At 58.0% G+C, this 20,291-nt stretch carries 12 protein-coding genes and 3 pseudogenes; 8 read left to right on the forward strand and 7 right to left on the reverse strand.

What is annotated here, in order from left to right:
* The first annotated feature begins 57 nt into the window (after positions 1-57).
* The gene (locus IVA74_RS09225) at positions 58-2,181 is read left to right on the forward strand and encodes a ParB/RepB/Spo0J family partition protein (RefSeq protein WP_247341950.1); all 2,124 of its coding nucleotides are present in this window, start codon (positions 58-60) and stop codon (positions 2,179-2,181) included.
* A 145-nt stretch (positions 2,182-2,326) separates the two neighbouring features.
* On the opposite strand, the gene IVA74_RS09230 is transcribed toward IVA74_RS09225, so the two are convergent.
* The 4 genes from IVA74_RS09230 to IVA74_RS09245 all read right to left on the reverse strand — a co-directional run bounded on the left by IVA74_RS09230 (position 2,327) and on the right by IVA74_RS09245 (position 5,418).
* Positions 2,327-2,665, reverse strand: coding sequence for a hypothetical protein (locus tag IVA74_RS09230; RefSeq protein WP_247341953.1), 339 nt, complete (start codon positions 2,663-2,665; stop codon positions 2,327-2,329).
* Positions 2,662-2,853, reverse strand: coding sequence for a hypothetical protein (locus IVA74_RS09235; RefSeq protein WP_247341956.1), 192 nt, complete (start codon positions 2,851-2,853; stop codon positions 2,662-2,664). Before IVA74_RS09235 ends, IVA74_RS09230 begins: the two co-directional genes overlap by 4 nt.
* A 587-nt stretch (positions 2,854-3,440) precedes the next feature.
* Positions 3,441-4,658: a site-specific integrase gene (locus tag IVA74_RS09240; protein ID WP_247341959.1), complete on the reverse strand. Its 1,218-nt coding sequence runs from the start codon at positions 4,656-4,658 to the stop codon at positions 3,441-3,443.
* Between the two features lie 583 nt (positions 4,659-5,241).
* Positions 5,242-5,418, reverse strand: a complete 177-nt coding sequence (locus IVA74_RS09245) for a hypothetical protein (RefSeq protein WP_247341962.1) — start codon at positions 5,416-5,418, stop codon at positions 5,242-5,244.
* On the opposite strand from IVA74_RS09245, the gene IVA74_RS09250 reads away from it, so the two are divergent.
* From IVA74_RS09250 to rplC, 7 genes and pseudogenes are all read left to right on the forward strand, one after another.
* Positions 5,402-8,227 (forward strand): S8 family serine peptidase, encoded by a 2,826-nt coding sequence (locus tag IVA74_RS09250; protein WP_247341965.1) that lies wholly within the window; start codon positions 5,402-5,404, stop codon positions 8,225-8,227. The genes IVA74_RS09245 and IVA74_RS09250 overlap by 17 nt on opposite strands.
* A gap of 1 nt (position 8,228) precedes the next feature.
* Positions 8,229-10,286, forward strand: a complete 2,058-nt coding sequence (locus IVA74_RS09255; RefSeq protein WP_247341967.1) for a trypsin-like peptidase domain-containing protein — start codon at positions 8,229-8,231, stop codon at positions 10,284-10,286.
* Positions 10,283-13,528, forward strand: coding sequence for an ATP-binding protein (locus IVA74_RS09260; protein WP_247341970.1), 3,246 nt, complete (start codon positions 10,283-10,285; stop codon positions 13,526-13,528). Before IVA74_RS09255 ends, IVA74_RS09260 begins: the two co-directional genes overlap by 4 nt.
* Positions 13,525-14,469 (forward strand): DNA/RNA non-specific endonuclease, encoded by a 945-nt coding sequence (locus IVA74_RS09265; RefSeq protein WP_247341973.1) that lies wholly within the window; start codon positions 13,525-13,527, stop codon positions 14,467-14,469. Before IVA74_RS09260 ends, IVA74_RS09265 begins: the two co-directional genes overlap by 4 nt.
* Before the next feature lie 353 nt (positions 14,470-14,822).
* Positions 14,823-15,764 (forward strand): hypothetical protein, encoded by a 942-nt coding sequence (locus IVA74_RS09270; protein WP_247341976.1) that lies wholly within the window; start codon positions 14,823-14,825, stop codon positions 15,762-15,764.
* Positions 15,764-16,939 (forward strand): hypothetical protein, encoded by a 1,176-nt coding sequence (locus tag IVA74_RS09275; RefSeq protein ID WP_247341979.1) that lies wholly within the window; start codon positions 15,764-15,766, stop codon positions 16,937-16,939. Before IVA74_RS09270 ends, IVA74_RS09275 begins: the two co-directional genes overlap by 1 nt.
* A pseudogene (gene rplC, locus IVA74_RS09280) lies at positions 16,936-17,601 on the forward strand (50S ribosomal protein L3); the annotation flags it as partial. The gene IVA74_RS09275 and the pseudogene rplC, both read left to right, overlap by 4 nt.
* Before the next feature lie 780 nt (positions 17,602-18,381).
* On the opposite strand, the pseudogene IVA74_RS09285 reads toward rplC, so the two are convergent.
* From IVA74_RS09285 to IVA74_RS09295, 3 genes and pseudogenes are all read right to left on the reverse strand, one after another.
* Positions 18,382-18,660, reverse strand: a pseudogene (locus IVA74_RS09285) (IS3 family transposase); the annotation flags it as partial.
* A gap of 37 nt (positions 18,661-18,697) precedes the next feature.
* Positions 18,698-20,071 (reverse strand): IS30 family transposase, encoded by a 1,374-nt coding sequence (locus tag IVA74_RS09290; RefSeq protein ID WP_247341981.1) that lies wholly within the window; start codon positions 20,069-20,071, stop codon positions 18,698-18,700.
* Between the two features lie 46 nt (positions 20,072-20,117).
* Positions 20,118-20,291: pseudogene (locus IVA74_RS09295) on the reverse strand (DDE-type integrase/transposase/recombinase); the annotation flags it as partial.

The raw sequence follows: 20,291 nt of genomic DNA on the forward strand, positions 1-20,291 counted from the left end.
GTGACGGGTAGGAGGTCGAGAGAGAGTCTTTCGGCCGCCCGTCGTGGAGAATCCGACATGGCAAGCGTCCAGAAAATCAAGCTCAGTCCCTCCCGCGATATTCCCTTCAACAAACTGGTCTTGAGCCAGTCCAATGTCCGCCGCGTAAAGGCCGGCGTCTCGATCGAGCAACTGGCGGAGAGCATCTCTCAGCGCACGTTGTTACAAAGCCTGAGCGTTCGTGCGGTCGTCGATGCCGACGGCCAGGAGACCGGCATGTTCGAGGTGCCCGCCGGTGGACGCCGCTACCGTGCGCTCGAACTTCTGGTGAGGCAGAAGCGTATGGCGAAGACGCAACCTGTCCCCTGCGTGGTCCGGGATGGCGGCATCGCCGAGGACGATTCCCTTGCCGAGAACGACGAGCGGGTCGGCCTGCATCCGCTCGATCAGTTCCGCGCGTTCAAGCTGCTGCGTGACGGTGGTATGAGTGAAGAGGATATCGCCGCGCGGCACTTCGTCTCGCCGGCGATCGTCAAGCAGCGCCTGCGTCTGGCGTCCGTGTCGCCGAAGCTGCACGACGTCTATGCCGACGATGGCATGACGCTCGAACAGTTGATGGCCTTCTCTGTCACGGCCGTCCAGGCGCGTCAGGAGCAGGTCTGGGACAATGTCAGCAAATCCGGCTACGACGAGACATATCAAATCCGACGGACGTTGACGGAGAACACCGTGCGCGCTTCCGATCGCCGCGCCCAATTCGTCGGACTGGATGCCTACGAGCAGGCCGGCGGCGCCATCCTGCGGGATCTGTTCGAACACGATGATGGTGGCTGGTTGCAGGATGTGCCGCTGCTCGATCGTCTCGCCACCGAGAAGCTGAAGGCCGAGGCTGAGACGATCGCGGCCGAAGGCTGGAAGTGGATCGCGGTGGCAGTCGACTTCCCCTACGGCCACACCAACGGGTTGCGCGAGATTGAGGGTGAACCGGCTGATCTGACGGAGGAGGAGCGGGCGACGCTTGACGCCCTTAACGTCGAACACGTCAAGATCGAGGAGGATTACCAGGACGCCGACGAACTGCCGGACGAGATTGATCAGCGCCTCGGAGAAATCGAGGCGGCGCAGTCCGTCCTGGAATCTCGATCGCTTATCTACGATCCGGGCCAGATCGCCCGCGCCGGCGTCTTCGTCAGCATCGATGCCGAGGGGTTGCTGGCGATCGCCCGTGGCTACGTGCGGCCGGAAGATGAGGCACCCGTGATCGTCGAGCCCGAAAGCGAGGTACAAGGCGACGGAGAAACCAACGATGACCGGCCCACCACCAACGGTGTGGTCCAACGCGCCGTCATCACGGTCGGCGGCGCGCCAACCGAACCCGTCGAGGAGGAGGACGACGATACGGTCAAGCCTCTGCCGGATCGGCTGATCACCGAGCTGACCGCACATCGCACACTGGCGTTGCGCAACGCGCTTGCAAACGAACCGGCCGTCGCCTTCCAGGCGGTGCTGCACAATTTTGTGCTGGCGACCTTCTACCGCTTCGCGTCGTCGAGCGGCTGCCTGGAAATTGCGATCCGTACCCCGACGTTCCCCGCTCAGGCGCCTGGCTTGAAGGAGAGTGCATCAGCGGAAGCTATCGACGGGCGACATGACGGCTGGAAAGCCCGTCTGCCCAAGGACGAAGCCGGTCTGTGGGACGTGCTCACAGCTTTCGACGGGAAAGAGCAGGCCGCGTTGTTCGCGCATTGCGCGTCATCCGCCGTCAATGCGCTCTACGAGCCCGCCAACCGCTACAATGAGGGCCGCGTCTCCGCGCACGGCATACGCCGAAGGCTCGATCACGCCAACGTTCTTGCCCGTTACGTGGGACTCGACATGGCAGCAGAGGGCTGGAAGCCGACCGTCGACAACTATCTCGGCCGGGTCACCAAACCTCGCATTCTTGAAGCGGTGCGTGAGGTAAAGGGCGAGCAATCGGTGCAGCTCATCGACCACCTCAAGAAAGTCGACATGGCGCGTGAGGCCGAGAGACTGCTCGAGGGGACCGGATGGTTACCGGAACCCCTTCGTCTCGATGAGGTGGGTACGGTCGGAGAGCCCGCTGCAGATCCCGAGGCGTTACCGGAGTTCCTCGCCGCCGGCGAGGACGACGCTGACACCGAGGCCGACGACGAACGGCCGCACATCATTGCGGCAGAATAATCTCCCAGGTGTGGAGGCTCCGGCCGACCCACACCTACTTATCCTTGGTCCTTCCCAAGCCCGGCATTCCGTGCCGGGCTTTTTCTTTCGAGGACGTCCGAGATCGTCCCTGATTCAGCTCGCAGGAAACTCTTGCCATCGCTTCTCAGCGCAGTTGCGTAGCTGAACCGGGTTCGGAATTCTCTGCGGTCTCGTTGTCATCCAATTCGACGAGATAGACCAGCAACATTCCATCGGATGGTTGAGCATCCCTGGAAGCATCACCGAATGTTGCGATCTCGTCCTCGTAGCCCATGCGCGCTCTCAGTTGGGCCTTGCCATCCCACAACGGTGCGCCATTGGAATATGCTGACGCGAAATCGTTTCGTAGCCACGGCGCGTTGCAAATTTCGTTTGCCTCACGGAGGCTCTTTGCTTCGAACGTCACCGTTGGGGTGCCGCCGATCTCGATCGTAAAGACCGAAGGAAACAGCGTCGGCGTCATGTTCGCTTTGCCCTTTCGGCGGCTTCCCGCGCCAATCGCAATGCTTTCAAGCGTTCGCGATTTTCGTGAAACGCCTTTTGTGCCTTTTCGTGCTCGCTTACGGGTTTCTCGGTCTTGACCTGCCCGAATACTTTCAGCGCCTCTCTTTCGGCTGGCGTGACCTGCCGTTTGAGCTTTTGGTCGTTCATCTCGTCACTTCTTTGCGATTCTCGATGGGCAGAAAGATAGCGCGCAGGATCACGAGACAAAAGGGCTGATTCCCTTAGCTCCCTCGGCAAATCGAGCCGCGTCTTTTGGCGGTCAGTTAGCGCCAGCGTCTGCGTAAGAGTGAGAGGCGGGCCGGGATGGGTTTGAGCCGACGCGGTCGAGAGAGCGCCCTGCGGCTCGATCCTTCCCCGCTCTCTGAGGCTCCCGACTATGCTGCTAGCTTTGGAATTGCGCTCTCGACCAATCGCAAGAATCGGGTGTTGCGCCCTCCCGCAACCAACGATACCGGTGATTCCGAATTTTCGGGGTCGCCGGATTCATTCCGCAAGGATCGAGTGTTGCGTGTCCTCGCAACAACCGATCGCGGCGATTCCAAGTTTGGGGCTCCGACTCCGTTGGATTTGCACTTGCTCAGCAACATCCAAAGCCGTGGTTGGATCGCGCAGACATTGCGCTCCTGTCGGCCATCAAGATCGCCTGACATCCAGTTCGTACGGTTCGACGACTATCATATGAGCTTGCCACGGATTGAACTGGGCAACATTAACCACGGCTGATGATCGGTGACTCAGGCCTGCGCGCCGCGTTTGATCGGCATCACCTTCTTGGGATCGAGCCAGTGGTCGATCCGGTCAGCCCAATGCTGCATCAACTTCGTGCGCGAGCCAATCAGCGCGAGCGGTCCGTGCCTCTTGTAGAGCCCTTCCACAGTCGAATTATCGAGATGCGCGAGCTGCAGCTCGACAACATCGCCATCCCATGCCTTGGCGTCCTTGATCTCTTCGTGGTGAGACAGGGTCGAGAAGGTGGTCCGGAATCCGTGGGCACAATGATCAGTCTTGGTGTCAATGCCAAGCAGCCGCAAGCGCTTGTTGAGCGTGTTGTTTGATAAAGGCGCGTCCTTCGAGCAGGAAAACGCGTACCGGCGATGTCCGGTCAGCTTCTGAACGCTGCGCAGGATTGCGAGTGCCTGCCGTGACAAAGGCACGACATGGTCCCAACCGGTCTTCATTTTGGCGGCTGGAATAGTCCAGCGTTCGGCATCCCAATCGACCTCGCTCCACTCCATTTCATTGACCATGCCGGGGCGGGGAATGGTCAGAGCGTCGAAGCGCAAAGCAAGGCCAACAACGTCACTAAACCTCGCTCTCGTCCACGGTGCGCTGATGAGCTTGAACACGCGCGTCACGTCGCGTGGTTCGGTGACGCCGGGACGCGGCGTCGAAATGTTGGCAATCATCTGCCCATTCAGGTTGCGGAATGGATTGTAGCCGTCGCCTTCGACATCGGCATAGTTGCAGATTTGCTCACCGATGCTGCGCACGCGGTCGCGAGTTTCCAGCTTTCCCTCGGCTTCATATGAACGCATGAAAGCGAGCACGTCCGGACGCTTGATGTCCTGCCTGCACAGCTTGCCGAAGCGATCCTTGACATAGCCGACACGCAGCTCAAGCACCTCGATGGTCTTCGGGTCATGCACCGCGACGATCCTGCCGTGTTGTCGTCGACCGGGTTGACATTTGCGCTGTTTCGGTACGTCATGTGCCTCTGGGGATACCGCGATGACCCGTGAGGCGGCAGCCAAATATCGCGTCCAAGCCCTCGATGACGAGGTGGACGCCATGCTGTCACCAACCGAAATTTCGGTAGCACAGCTATCCCGCATCATCGGTCTTGCCAGCGCACCGGTGCTTGTCGACGTTCGTCCGTGATGGCGAGGATTTAGGCCGGCAGGCATTGCCGACAGCGCGGCAAATGATCCGAGACCGTTTCGATCTGGGCTCATAGCTTTTCCGGGCGACGCGTCATTGTGTATTGCCGGAACGGCGGCAATGTCAGCCAGGGAACCGCGGCCTGGCTTCGGCAAGCCGGCAAGGGTTGGCCATCGTCGCGACGGGCCGATGACTTCCGAACCAAGCTATTTGCATTCGGCGATGTGTCAATCGGCGTTCAAATTTGGCTCTGACTCATTTCTGATGAAGTTCGTGACTCCTCAAAGACTGCTTCACGCGCGGACCGAAAATCTAGTGAAGGCCATCAACGATTGAAGACTGCGGCTCGCCGAATGCTATCTCTTCCCGGCAGGCATGATGTCGTCGTGCTCCATCGCAATCTCGACGTTCTTACGGAAGGTGCGGTGCAGGTCGAACTCAAGTGGCTGGTCCAAACACGTACCGGCCGATCGGACGAGCGCGGATAGCGAACCTTTAATGTCGGCCAACAGTCCAAATTTCAGACAAAAATACGCGCCAGGGCTCCAATTCGAAGGCGCCACCTGACCCAACATGTCAACGCGTGCGCCTCCGGCTGATCCCGAACGGTCAATCATGCTGCCCGAGATGGGCAACGGAGGCCCGCGTGAAGCGATTTTACGGGAAAAAAACATTCGAGATAGCAATGGACAATTGATTGATTTTGCGTTTCAATTGATGGTTGAAACGGTCGGTGATTGCTCCGTTCCACATCGCATTTTCAAGTGGGCTTTTTGCCGGCGCCTGCAGCCGGTAACCAATAATTGTCGAGGAGAAAATGGCAGCGGAAGGCACCAGCGTCTCTATTTCAGAGACAGTTCTCAGGGAGATTGCGCGGCAGGCACATGGCACGGTCGATGGCCTTCCGATGCATATCATCAGGTTCGTTCTGGAATTTCCGAGTGAGCCGGACCTGGCAGAGGCCAGAGTACAACTCACATCCATTCTTGGGTCGGATAAGTTCGATCTTCGTCCGTTAGATGAGCAACTGCCAAAGTTTCTCGTGCTTCAATTCCCGGGTGTGCCACGGACCATTGCGCCGCCCAGGCTTTTTGCTGCGGCCGATTTCCTTTGCGGTAAGCTCGGCCTTGTATCCAGCGTGCCTGACATAGGATCAACCCTCTATGCCGAGCCCGATGCACGCTTTCTGCGTGATGGTGCGCCTGAGTCGGCAATCACGAATGCATTCTGCTGGTCAGATGCCGCTGCACCGGAGGACATGCACTGGGCTCCCAACGCGATCAAGGCAAACCTGGCTTGGACTCTGGAGAACGGCAAGGGTGATGGCATTCTCGTTGCTCAGCCCGACACGGGCATTGCTACGCATCCCGAGTTGGAGCAGGGGATGTTTGACCTCGAGCGAGCCGCGAACGTGCTCGAAGGAGGCACGGATCCTAAAGATCCGCTACGCGCCGGGACTGCCAATCCGGGCCATGGTACGGCAACTTCCAGCGTTGTGGCCAGCAGGCTACAGGGGAAGATCATCGGCGCGGCCCCTCTGGCCAAAGTCATTCCCATCAGGTGCATCGAGGATGTTAAGATTTTCGATGGTGCTCCGGTAGCTCGTGCAATCTTGCACGCAGTATCGGTCAATGCCGACGTCATCTCGATGAGTCTCGGCGGAATTTATAGCCCTTCGATTGCTGCGGCACTCGAAAAGGCGGTCGCCGCCGGCTGCATCGTGGTGGTTGCGTCCGGAAATTGCGTTGGCTTCGTGGTTTATCCCGCGTCCGACTGCAGTTCCATAGCACTTGCTGGCGTGAATGCCGACGACGTGCCATGGAAGGGCACGAGCCGCGGTTCGGCCGTTGACGTCTCGGCTCCAGCTGAGAACGTCTTCGTCGCCCGTCGTACCCCTGAAGACAACGGAACTGGGGTTGTTGCCGGTGGCCAGGGCACGTCCTTTGCTACGGCGCTGACGGCTGGCGTGGCCGCAATTTGGCTTTCCCACTTTGGCCGGGACCGTGTTCGTTCCGAAGCGAAGCGCCGCAATGTCCACGTTCAGGAACTGTTTCGCACGGCGTTACGGCGGACTGCTCGCAAACCTACGGGCTGGAACACGAATCTCTACGGTGCGGGGATCGTCGATGCGCAGTTGCTCCTGCAGTTACCCCTTGCCGAAATTCCGTCCCCCCCTGCGACGGTCGAAGCCGCAGCGCCGACTGGCTTGTCAGATGAAGAACGAGACACGGTGTCGGTGTTCGAACTTGCAGCGTCGCGTGCAAAACTCGATGGGTTCGATTGGGCAAGATACGGTGCCGAAGCGAGCTTCTTGGCCGCGGATGAGCAACGCCGGTCGGATCCGACAAAAGCGGGCCTCGTCGAGTCACGCATTCGGCCGAAGCCGACGTCGGGGCTCAGTGCTAACGCACCCCCCGTACTTCAACGGGTGCTGATGCGGTTAGAGCATGCTCCAGAACTGATCGCCCCACTCGATCGGCAACCAGACCCCAAAAGCACATTTCGAACGCTCTTGCCGCGACGTCGCATCGTGCGGCCCGGAGTCAGCGCAGAGCCTCCACTTCGAGGAAGGAGTGCACAAGAGATACAGGATCGGCTCGACAGCGCCATCAAGAAAATGGATGGTCGTCCCGACGCCACGCCCGAAAGCATGTCTCGACGGCGCGACCTGTTCAATCGAAGTGAAAAACTGCTCAAGAAGGCTCAGGGAGCAGGCGGGCACAATCTGATCTGGACCGAGCGCGCAGACATAGAGGCGCTTGTCCGATTAACCGGACGACCCGCCTTGAAGGTTACAGACGGAACGATCGATCCGGCCGCGTTGGCGGCGACCGAATGGGAAGACACCTTCAAGGTCGACCCGAAGGGTCTGCAGGCGCTTTTCGAAAGAGTCGGTCGCGTCGATCTGGACGGCGAGCATGTCGGGACAGGCTTCGTCGTCGGTGAAGGTCTGATTATGACGAACCGTCACGTGGCGGAAGCCATCGCGGACGAGATCCGCGGAAGCAGGGCGTCTACTTGGATTGTGCAAGGCAACGCCACCATCAATTTCGACGACCGCGGCCTGGGCTCTGCAAAAAAGTTCCAGATAAAGTCGTTGGTGTTCGCTGGCAGCGATACAATAGGGCGCGAGGTGAATTTTGCTCACCTGGACATGGCCTTGTTTGAGGTCGAGACCAGCAACGGAAAATCGAGTTTTCCTACAAAGATATCTCAAGTCGGTGACAGAGATGTCGGCGAAAGCAAAGTTGAGCTCATCGTCGTAGGCTATCCTGCGAGGCCGGACATATCGGCTCTCGAAGATCCCGAAACCCACGAAGTTCGCGACGACATTGCTAAACGGCTCGGTGAAATCTTTGGCCTCGACTACGGGCGGAAATACTTGGCGCCGGGACGCATTGAAGATGTCGCTGGCAGCCTAGACGACGATCGATCTTATCGTTGGGTCTTCTCGCACGACTCGACGACGCTCGCCGGATGCTCCGGCTCGTGCGTCTCGCAACTTGTCGATTTTTTCCCGATCCTTGGTCTGCATTTTGCTGGACGAAATCTAACGGCGAACTACGCCCATTCTCTTGCGGCTGTGCTTGCATCCGGTCAGGTGCCAGCCGCGATCCTTGAGCGATTGGGATGGACAGCCTGAAATGCCGAACGGAGGCAAAACCGCTCTTACTCCATCTAAGCTCGCCCAACAGGTCACTGCGTCGCGAGATATCTTCAAGAAGTGCTACGACGAATTTGCGGCAAATTACGAGGCCGCCAGGCGCTTTATGACGATCACGGCACTTCGTCAAAAGGGCGCACCCCTGGCGTTGGGACCCGGCCTAAATCGTGCGGACTTCGAGGCCGTTTTGGAGGAAGCAGAACGTAACGGATTCCTAGCTTCATTCGTTAAGACGTATTCGGAGCGGCTGTTCACGTCGTCGGCAACAGAAGTCGAAGCCTCAGACCTGCTGGATGACGAAGAGGGAGAAGAAACGTACCGGGCCACGCTTCAGAAGATCCTCGATGATTTTACGCCCATGACCGATGCGGGCACAATCAAAGAGGGAATGCCGAGGCTCGCAAGGAACACCTGCAAGCTCACCGTCAAGCTCTCGGAGGGATCACTTGAAACTGGGACCGGCCTGCTGATAGGGCCGAGGCTGGTGCTCACATGCTGGCATGTCATTAGTTCGCTCGTAACGTTCGAGGCTGGCCTAGAGGGGCCCCAGGGCGAGCCCGATTGGCCCGGCGATCCGGATAGGCGGCTGTCTTCTCGTCTTTCGGTCGAGTTCGACTACGAAGTCAGGGCGAGCCAAATTGGAAACAAGTGGACGTATGGCGTCACGGAAGACTGGCTCGTGGTGGGTAGCCGACTTAGTGCAGATCCAGAGGAGAGGTTGGGCAATTGGAAGCCCAAGCAGCTTGATACCTACCTAGATTTTGTAGTGATCGAGCTGAACAAGCCGGCAGGCTTTGATCGACCATACTACAACCTCGTGAATGAGATCCCTCGCGAGGCTGCGGGGAAGATGATCGTATCGCATCATCCCGGAAATTTCAGCATGCGCTTCTCGCCCGGCGAGTTCGAATCCAGCAGCCCTGTGCCGAAGTTCAATGGCATCGCAGCCAGCGGCGATCGGGTTCTACATACGGCGAACACGATACGCGGATCGTCGGGCGGACCTTGTCTCACCTACGACATGAAGCCTACTGCTCTGCATCAGTTCGTCTACCAATCAGAAAAGAGAACCAAGGGCAAGGTCGAACGGCACGCGACGAACGTGGCAATTCCGCTGACGAAAATCATGCAGAGAGCCCAGGAGACGATTAAGGCGCGCATGGGTAGCTTGAGCGCTCCGCGCTGCACGCTCCAGAGAAGTGGAAAGGCACTTATCGGTCGTTACAGTTTGCAGGAAGCAATTGCTGCCGCCCAGACGCCAGGCGGCCCCAAGATTATTGTCGTTCAGATTCACTATGGCTTGGATCGCAAGCCTCTCAGTCAAATCGGTAAATCGTTCTCGTACGAAATTCTTGATGATGCCCTTGCGCCAGGCTGGCATCGACTCATTACCATCAACGCATCGGATATTAAGGACAATGCGTATTCGACGGCGCAGCTGTTTCTAGATAGGATCAGCGTCGGAAATAATCTCTCAAGAAAATTGACTTCACCGAGTCAGTTCGCTGGTGCCGGAGAATCGACTGAGATCAACGATTCGATCGCGACACTTGCCCGCGATGTAGCAAACGTAATGGAAGAGGACGCAGCGCGGGACACGATCTGGATTGCGATCGACGAAATGGACCGGCACCAGATCAGCGACACGTCGACGAGGGTATTTCTCGAAAAGCTCTATCCGGAGATAGCTACGCGACAGAAGTTGCGTCTCGTTCTGATTGGCATGTCCGATCCGGACATGCCGGCCCTTAAAAGCGTCAACTCCAAATCGGTTGATCCACTAAAGGATCACCTGAATATCGAAGACGTCATTGCCTGGATCCGTAACAGACTCAGTGCAGATCCCGACCGCATGCTGCTCAGCCTTGGTCGCATCGCGACCATGCTCGCTGACCGAGAGATGCTTACCGAAGAAGAGAAACAAGCCGAGCGCGAGCGCGAAAAGCGGACGCGGGAACGCCAAGAGGGGGCTATGAGCAGGAGTGCTGCCATCGCCAAAATCGTAAATGATATCTTTATGCCGTCGACCACGACATGACAGCCCACACCGACCAGCGTCTCCGAGAAAAGACCGACGAGGTGCTGGCCCGCGCCGCGCTTGTCGGCGTCTTCGATCCGCTGGAGTTGCTGGAGTTGGCCCAGAGCGGCGACATGGGCGAGCGCATCCTGGACAGGATCGTTGATCATGTTCAGGAAGTTGTGTTCGAAGATAGAATGTATTGGAAATTGACGGCAAGAGCGCGGCACGACGCGTTGGAACGAGCGATTGCGCGCACGGACTTTGAAACTCTTGTTCAAGAAGCGAAACCCCATCCTAGCGAGCGCTTCTCACATTATCTCATCGCACTCCTCAGAGAGAACGAAGACTACGAGAAATCCCTTGAGGACCAGCAGCTATCGAGGTCCGAGCTACAGGACCTTGCTGGAGCTCAGGACTTCGTAAATCGGGCACGTAAGAAGCCTTCACCCAGCGGCAAGTCGGATCCTCGTTGGAAGCTCGCCAGGATGGATGATGAGCAAAGGTTACGTCACGTCGCGCCGAAGTTGGTTGGACGAACTCACGAGCTAGGACTACTCACGGCTTACGCTGCCAATGGAAACGTCGAAAGCTCAATTGAACTTGACACCATTATCGCTGATCCAAAGAAGTTGGATTGGTTGCGGCCGCTTCTCCTCACCGGGATTGGGGGGAGTGGAAAGTCGGCGCTGGTGGCCGAACTGGTAAGAACGGTGCGGAAGGACGATTGGAGCGGCCCAATTACGGTACTGCTCGACTATGATCGGCCAAATCTGGCGCTGGGCGCGGAGAAAGAATGGACGGCGGAACTGACGCGCCAAATTGGACGCGCGCGGACCGAACTGGACGGTGAGATGGACGGACTCAGACGCGACGCGCTTCGCGTCGCTTCTGAAACCAATAGCGACCTCAAGTCCGCGGACATCCTACTTGAGCGGCTCGGTGACACCCTCGGTCGTCAGACGGTTCGGCATGACCTCCTTCTGGTCGTCGATACATTTGAGGAACTGATTGTTTCCTCTGAAATGGGACTGGCCGACGAGGAACTTGAGCGTGAGCCGTTCGGGCTGGTCCTATCCTGGATAGACCGGCTCATGGACCTTCAAACTGAAAATGGGTCGCCGGCGTTCAAGACCGTCAGGGCTATTGTTGCGGGGCGCATCCAACCATTCGTAGGCGAACCCCGGAGGCTGCCAGCTTGGTTCTGTGGTCACCTCGAACTCGGACCGTTCTCTCCACAGGAGACCGGAGACTTTTTGCGAGTAAGGGACACGGAGAACAAATTCAATGAGCAGTGGATTGAGCTCATTTCGGAGTCCAAGATCAGGTGGTATCCACTTTTCCTCATCGTGCTAATCAAATTTGCGGCACAAAAGAGCAGCCAAGAGATCGACGAGATCGCTCGCGATATGGGGGGCGCGACGTTATACGGAACTGTCGAGGCAATGAGAGTCCTGTACTCGAGGTTCCTGTATAGAATTAAGGACCACATAGTATCCAGAGGGCCGAACGACAGAAGAACGATACCGAAAGAGCAGATCTGCCAACTCGCCCACCCTGGTCTTGCGCTTAAGACGGTTACTGCTGAACTCATTCGCGATGTGCTCGCCGGACCTTGCGGGCTCGGCAATATCGACATTGACCGAGCCAGGGATCTTCTACGCGCGTTGTCCAAGGAAGCGTGGTTGGTCGACTCTTACGGGCCAAATGAGGTCCGGCACGTAACGAGTCTGCGTCGGCTTATGCTGCCGATGCTTTGCGGTACGACGCGAACACCAGACGGTGAGCCATCGGATCTGCATATTCGGGTACGTTTTGTGCAGCAAAGGGCCGCGGAATGGTACGAGGAGCCATCTCGGGTGCAAGAGCCGGAGTCGCCCGCCATGGCTGCCTACTATCGAGCATTCTACGGGGACGTTTCCGCGATCGCTTCGGATGAGGCGCTCGCGCGAAGGGTACTCCATATTGGACGGGAGGACGTTCACGCGATGCCTCCTGCCGCACGCGCAATTCTGCTGAAAGATGAACAGTCTTTGACTTCCGAGGAAGAGGCCGCGCTACCCGAACCCCAGAAGCGGGACGTCGAAGTCCGCAACTTAAACAAGCGATCGAAAGCGGGTGTCATCCGCGCCTCCAAGCCACCGAGCGCCTCCGCGCCGCAGCGCATCGAAACTTACGGCGTCCCGACCGAAGCGCCGGGCGCCCCTAGTTCCCCTTCAATCCGTCGACAAGCGACGCTCGAGGATATCTTCGACGATGCTGATTTGGCCGCTCGTGTCGACGTCGCATTCAAATCAGCGGACTTTCTGGAGGCGACGAGGCTTGCGGCGCCTTCGATGGAGAGCTTATCGCGGCAGATGATTGGTAGACTGCCGTCTTCGATGGTTCAACGCCTGACTACTCATTGGACGTGGAAGTGGGCTTGCGCGCACCTCGCCTTGGGGAGCGGGAGAACAGTGGTCGAGCAGTGGCAACTGCGCGATCTCGACATACGCCCGGGTTGGGTTGACTACGTTCCTTTGATCGCCATTGCTCGCATAGCAGCGTGCGACGTTTCGCTGTTCCAATCGCGTAGAAACCGACCGTGGTTGACTTCGGGCGATATGCTTGATCTTGACGGCATGAGAATGATCGCGCTGGACCTGGTTGCGTTGGATATCGATCCTGTACTTCCAATGTCGCTCAGCCAGGCGTTCTCAGACGAAGGGTGGTCATCAGCGGAAAGAGGATCTGGTCCGTTCGAGTTTTCTGAAGAAGCAAGGGTTCAAATGCTCGTTCTTCAGAAAAGCGACGTCCATCGCTATCTCGCGCTCAGTGAGATGTACAATTCAAATCAACCGGTTCGCCCGCACCCCGAGATTTTGGAAAACAGCCAGCTGCGTGCTTTCGTTCGTGGTCGAACGCCCGAGCTCTATGATCCCATCCGAGCCGCGCTAATCGATGTCGTGCGATATGCCCCGGGGCAGTTAGGCGACGTGCTTGAACGGTTATCACGCGAGCGCCGAATGTGGCCTGCTGATATGCGCCCGGAGCGACTGCTCTCCGAACTGCAAAAAGCCCGCCAGGCTGATTTCTTGTTGCTCCGCCTTGTCGAGTTTGTCGATGTTTGCGGCCTCCTGAAAAGCTTTGTCACCAGCTTTCACGGTTTGGCCCTAGAGAGAGTACGAGTGATGTCGCAACTCATGGAAAAGTACGACTCGCTCTTGCTCACCGGAAAACAGCCAAAGCCCAGCAATAATGCTCGCGTGAGGGGAAGACGATGAAGTTCAATCTGGAGGCGCGTCCCTTTCTTTCCGACTTAAAGTTCGTGGCGCCTCGCGCCGGTGATCCCGGCCTCGAGGCAGCTGAGTTGGAGGGCGCCCGCAGGGTCAGGCGCTCTCCTCCCGAGCGGTTCGAAGGTCGAACGGGATACAACGCCAACTTCCTTGGTTTTGCGATCCCGCTCCCGGATGCTGCCAGACTAAGAGGGGATATGCTGGAAATCGAAGGTAACGCGGAAAGTCGCCTGGATTACGAACACTTCTCGGTGGTGATGTCGAAGTCGCGACGGATGCCGATGTTCGTAGGCGTCAATATCGACGGCGAGGCAGCCGTCAAGGTGGTCCGCAGTCCGCCGGATAAATGGTTCTACGACGGGCGCATCCCGGACGAAGCCCAAATTGGCGAAGACCTATACGTCGACAATATCCTCGATCGTGGCCATCTGGTCCGCAGGGAAGATCCCAATTGGGGAGAGACGGCTGAGACTGCAAACTACGATACATTCCATTTTACGAATTGTACGCCGCAGGCTTCACATTTCAATCAACAGACATGGCTGAGCCTGGAAGACTACATCCTCAAGAATACGAAGGCTCAGGAAGCCAAAGTGAACGTATTTAGCGGCCCGATCTTCCGAGACAATGACCGTCTTTATCGCGGGGCAAAGATACCAGTGGCGTACTGGAAGGTGATCTCGTTCGTGTCCAATGCAGGTAGGCCGTCCTCGACCGCTTACACGATTGATCAGGTGCAAGAACTGAAGGAGCTCGAAGCGGTCTTTGGAGCCTTCAAGACCTATCAACGGAGCGTGCGCTCCATTGAGAAGATGACAGGCCTTTCCTTCGGGCAACTGCGCGATTTCGACGGCTTCTCTAACGAGGAGCAGCGAACCAGAACGTCCATCGTCGCGGAAGTGCGCGATGCGTCCGATATGCGTGTCTGAACATGTCCTTGGCTGCCGATCAATTTTGCTGTGGATTGCGGGAAAACGAGCCGCGGGTCGTGCTGCCCGTGCGAGACTCGCAACCACGAATCGCAGCTTCGCCGGGAGATTGTCAGGTGCAGTTGGGCTTGCCATTCGCTGAGCGAGTGCCTGAACCGGTGTCGTACGTCTGGCTCCTTGCATGCGAATCTCGTTTTGAAGAGGCTGTCGCCGCGCGCTTTCGGCAGCGAGCCCATGCAATCGTGGATGGGCGCGACGGCAGGCCGGTGGTCCTTCCTCAAGACGTCATTCTTTTGCATCGCTCGGACGGCTCGTTCTTGGCGTTCGGGCCTGTCGGAGTTGACGGAGGCTCCGTGCTGGAATCGATCCGACGCTTTATTTTTATCAGCAGAAACGTCGTCGCTCGGGAACCTACCTGTGACGTGATTGGGCTGTTTTTGGGCGATGGCGGAATAAGCAATTGGACGCCGCCAACATTGAGTACCCCGCTCGAGCGGGCATTAGCGACTCTGCGTCACCACTCTACGCGTGATCTTCCCGAAGTTCGTGAGCAGAGATGCCGCGCGATATTGGAACTCCTGCCGCGAGATGCGGATCCGCTGCTCGTCGCGCTGGTCGAGCTTGAGCGGATCGACGCGCGTTGGATGGCACAATCCGGAGTGGACAGGCGAGAGTATCTGGAATGGACAGACCGCTTCTCGCAGCTTGGGGCAACGCGAATGGCGCGGCGGCCGCATCGGGTGTTCCGTCAAACCGGCGAGTTTCCTGATCTTTTCGGTGATTCCGCTAAGGAACAGCCTTCGTGGTATCGCGCCGGATATCGTGCGGTACCGATGCTCGCTCAACGACTGACCGTAAACGAGTCGATGAGGGGTACCGCGCGCGGCGGAGGTTATCGTGACGAATTACCGCTGCCGGCGATACCGGAAGCGCAACTGTGTGCATGGATCAGAGGTGTGCCATCGGCAAAACTTCAGCCGATGGTTGGCGCGCGACCGTTAGGCACCTCGTTAATCGATTTCGAAGTTCGCGCCGTCCTTGACTCGGAGCTGGCAGTTCGTCTCGGCATTTCCGGCAAAGCAGGGATTAAGGACGGGATTTGTGAACTGCGGGCATACAGTACTTCCTGCGAAGTGGTTCCCACCCGCATCGAGCGTTCGATTGGTGAGCCTGGATATTTCCATGTCGCCGCCCGACGTCCCGGCAATGGCGCCGTTGACGTCGAGTTTCACTTTTCTAGTGGTTCGCCGCTGGTGGTCAGAACCTCTCTCTCAAAATCCCGTGTAGCAGTATAATGAAAATAAATCGCGTTCATTACAGTGGCCGGCGGCCCGTCTGCATTCGCAACTCGATCGCCAACGGCGATCTGATCACTTCTCTCGTTTTCGACGATAAGGACGACATAGACTTTTATGCTCCGGCCAAACATGACGAAATCAGAAGGCACTCTAACGACATATTGGACTTTGTCGGAGGCAGCGACTTTGAGCAATTAAGGTTTGATAGTCTGTCCGACGAAAAGAAGGCCGAGCTTCTCGATCAGGTCGCAAAGAGAGGATCCGAGCTTTTCGATGCGCTGATCGCGGACGAGGACAAAGAAGAGTTCATCAAGATTCTTCACGATCATGCGGGAGAGGACGGTGCAGTTAGTGTGCGTTCGACGGCCGTGCGCGTTCCCTGGGAATTCGTCTACATCAAACCCGCCACAGAGCGTTACAATCCGCTCGGCTTTCTAGGGCAGCTGTATCTTCTGCCGAGAATCGCTCCACCGCTGCATTCACCATCGCGGAGTGACGGTAGCTACCGTCCCTACCAAAGCGAGGGCGGCAAGCAAACAGGTACAGGGAAGTTAGACGTCGGCGTGATCTACGATGATTGGAAGGATAACAAATCATCCCGGCATATTTCTTCGGCTTGGTTTTCTTCTCGCCCCCACATAAGCGTCCAAGCACTGCCCCAACTGACGGCCGCCGCTTCCGTTCGCCCGCAGATGCTCGACCGTCTTCGAACTTTTCTCCTTCAGCCCGTCGATAGCTTTCTATTCACCTGCGGACTTTGGCGAACTCCGCGGCCAAGCTATTCGGTAGATATCAGAATCTGGGACCGTTTCGAGTGGCGGTTTGCGGACACTACAAACTTGAAGCTACGTGGTCACGACCACTTGCTGGTGTTCCTTGATGTCGATTACGCGGCGTATAACGCCCTGTCTCCCGCGCCGAGTCTGGCCGAAAAAATGCACCACAACGGTGCAGCCGTCGTGGTCGCGCCAATTGGAAAGGTCGATCATCTGCTTTCGGAACAGCTATCGGATCAGTTTTTTCAGAACGTCATGGGCGGGCAGGGGATCGGCCTTTCGTTGCTTTTCGCGCGCAGGCATATCCTGCAAGTGAAATCGAATCCAACCGCTCTGTTTTGGACTGCGTTCGGCGACGTCTGGACCGACCTTACTGGGGAAGGAGCGGCAGCGTGAGGACCGGGGTGTTAGCTGTTAAAGAGGGGATGTCGCGGGTCTTTGACGCCAGCGGCAATGTGGTTCCGGTTACCATTTTGCGACTGCCGAACTGCCAAGTTCTTGGGCACCGCACGGAGGAGAAGAATGGCTATGTCGCCATGCAATTGGGGGCGGGAACTCGCAAGACGGTTAACATGCCGAAGGCCTTGCGCGGGCAGTTCGCCGTCGCGAAGGTCGAACCGAAGGGACATTTGGAAGAATTCCGTGTGTCGGAGGACGCCCTTATCCCGGTAGGGGCGGAAATCACGGCCGATCACTTCGTGGTGGGTCAATTTGTCGACGTCACCGGCACTACAATTGGCAAAGGCTTCCAAGGAGGCATGAAAAAGCACGGGTTCGGGGGTTTGCGTGCCACCCACGGAGTATCTATTTCCCATCGATCGATCGGCTCGACAGGCGGTCGCCAAGATCCCGGAAAAACTTGGAAAAACAAGAAGATGCCGGGGCAGATGGGCGGCGAGCGGGTAACCGCCTTAAGCCTGCGCGTCGTGGAAGTAGATACATTCCATGGCGTCATAAAAGTGTGCGGAGCTGTTCCTGGCCCAAAGCATGCTTGGATACGGGTTCGGGATGCAATCAAAAAGCCGCTACCTAAAGAGGTACCTAAACCGGGCCGCTATATCGAACCAAATTTAAACGACTACGTGCTGTCGTCTGATACAGTCGTAGGGTCGGAGAACGAACTGTTGAGTGCGTTTGTTGATCTCGAGGAGGGGGACGTACCGGGCCGCCTCGCCGCGGTCCGGTCGATGCTGGCGCACGTCGGCGTCGTTCGTGCGCAGTCATCCGAAAAGCCGGGCCGGGCTAAGCGGGTTCGTGCCATCGAGAAGGCTTTTGTTGATGCACTTTTCGACGAGGCGCCTGACGTCCGCTGGGCGGCGGCATATGCCATAGCCACCCTAAAGGACAAGGACCACAAGCTGGACCAGTCGCGCATTCCCGACTACGGCAAGAGCAAAGGCGACGAGCCTCGCGTGCAGCGGATGTTAGAGGCGTACCTCCAGGATGCGGATGTCGACTTGCTCACCGGCCTCTCAATCGACGTTACACAAAAGAGCAAGCGCACCATAAAGCTGAAGCTGGAAGCGCAAATATCGCGTGAGTTACCTATCGTGCTCAATGGCAAGCACGTGTTAACCGGATCGGCGGATTCGCTCAAAGTTGGAAGCATTGTAACGGTGACAATTAGCGATGCGCTAGGCGGCCTGCATGCGACCATCAAGAAAGAGGTCGAAACGACAAACGGAGTGTCGGCAACCGCGGAAGTCGAAGTCCCGGCCTCTAAGGACAACGAGATCTATGTCGACTTCAAGATAGGTGGCCGCTCTCTCGACACGCTAAGCGCGCCTCTTCAGAACGTATTGGAGCAATGAGCTGCACCCGGTTCTGTTGACACCGGCTTAAGCTAATCCGACCTTCCGTTCGAACTCCATAGGGCTCAGATATCCGATCGTCGAATGCCTTCGCTTCGGATTGTAGAAGCGCTCGATGTAGTCGAACACGTCGGCCTTGGCCTCGTTGCGTGACCGGTACACTTTGCGCGCTGTTCGCTCGGTCTTCAAGGACGAGAAGAAGCTCTCCATTGCAGCGTTGTCCCAGACATTGCCTGACCGGCTCATCGAGCAGACCACGCCGTGATCGGCCATCAGCCTCTGGAACTGTTCGCTGGTGTATTGGGCGGATTCAAACGGTCGTCGCAACACCAGTTACTTTCACTCATAACAGAAGATCGTCAAGCGCCTCCGCCGGCGTTTTCCAACCTAGTGTTTGCCGCGGTCGGGCATTGAGGGCCGCTGCCACAGCGGATATCTCCTCGGCGCTGTGGATGCTCAGGTCCGTGCCTTTCGGGAAGTACTGCCGCAGCAACCCGTTGGTGTTCTCGTTAGTGCCGCGCTGCCATGGGCTTTGCGGGTCGCAGAAGTAGACCTGGATACCCGCATCGATCTTGAGACGATCGTGCTGAGCCATTTCGGCTCCCTGATCCCAGGTTAGCGAACGGCGCAGCTCTTCGGGCAAAGTGATGATGGTGCGCGTGATCGCGTCGCGCACGGCTTCGGCCCCATGTCCCGCAAGGGCTGGTCCGTTTTTCACGCGCGGAGCTTCGCCATGCCCCGCCAACCGTGGAAGGTGCAAGAGCATCGTAAAGCGCGTCGTGCGCTCGACTAGCGTGCCGATTGCTGAGCTGCCAACACCGAGGATGAGGTCTCCCTCCCAATGTCCCGGCACTGCTCGATCGGCAGCTTCAGCAGGGCGCTCGCTGATCATGATCTCCGGCGAGACAAAGCCCTTGCCTCGCCTGCGTACGCGCGCTCTGGGCATCCGTAACACACGCCCTGTTCGCAAGCAGGCCGTCAGCTCGCGGCGTAGCGCGCCACGGCCCTGAACGAAGAGGGCTTGATAGATAGCTTCGTGGCTGATGCGCATCGTCTTGTCGTCCGGGAAGTCGATCGGCAAGCGTCGGGCAATCTGCTCAGGGCTCCAGGCTTTGGCCCATCGCCGATCCTTGCGCGGGCCATGCCGCCGCCCCTTCCACGGAACGGCGGGACCAGGAACGGGAGCGCCGGTCGGGGCTACGACGCCGCCAGCAAGTCTTTCCTCCACATAAGTGCGCAAGGTTGCATTGAGCGCAAGCTTGGTCGGCTTAGGCCGGCGGGCGGATCGATCCGCATGCCATTGGGCAGTTATTGCCCGATACCCCAACCCGCCGCCGCGAGTGGCCGCGTTGCGCCGCAGTTCACGGGAGACTGTGGAAGCAGCCCGCCCCAGGCGACGTCCAATCTCCTGTATGGAATGGCCCTGCACCTTGAGAAGTGCGATCTCCTCGCGCTCATTCAACGAGAGATACCGCCCGGAGAGAGCCTTTGCCGAAGATCTGAACATCGCTGGTGGCATGCCGCCCGCCTTTCGGAATAATCTGCTTCCGACAGGTTGTGACAATCCGGCTTCGAGTGCAGCATCTTCGCTGCTTAACCCAGCGGCAATCGCCCGCCAAAATTTATTCTGTTCATCGCGCCCCGCAACAGAGGGCCGTCCTGGCGACGGCAATGGGGCTCGTCCTGACCGCGCCGATCTGCGCCTTACAACGTTCATCGCAACCTCCAAACTCCTGGTGTTGCGACGACCGTTTGAATCCGCCTTGGCTGCCGCGATCGGAATGATGCAACAGCGCGTCCGGCTTGCCTCGTCGCCAGATCGCCATCACCAGGGCATCGGTGACGAGCTGTGCCGTCATTGCTGTACTCATTGACCAGCCGACCACCCGCCGCGAGAACAGATCAACGACTGCGGCCACATAGAGCCAACCCTCCGC

The organism is Bradyrhizobium sp. 132 (assembly GCF_023074185.1).
In the GTDB taxonomy this organism is placed as follows: Bacteria; Pseudomonadota; Alphaproteobacteria; order Rhizobiales; family Xanthobacteraceae; genus Bradyrhizobium.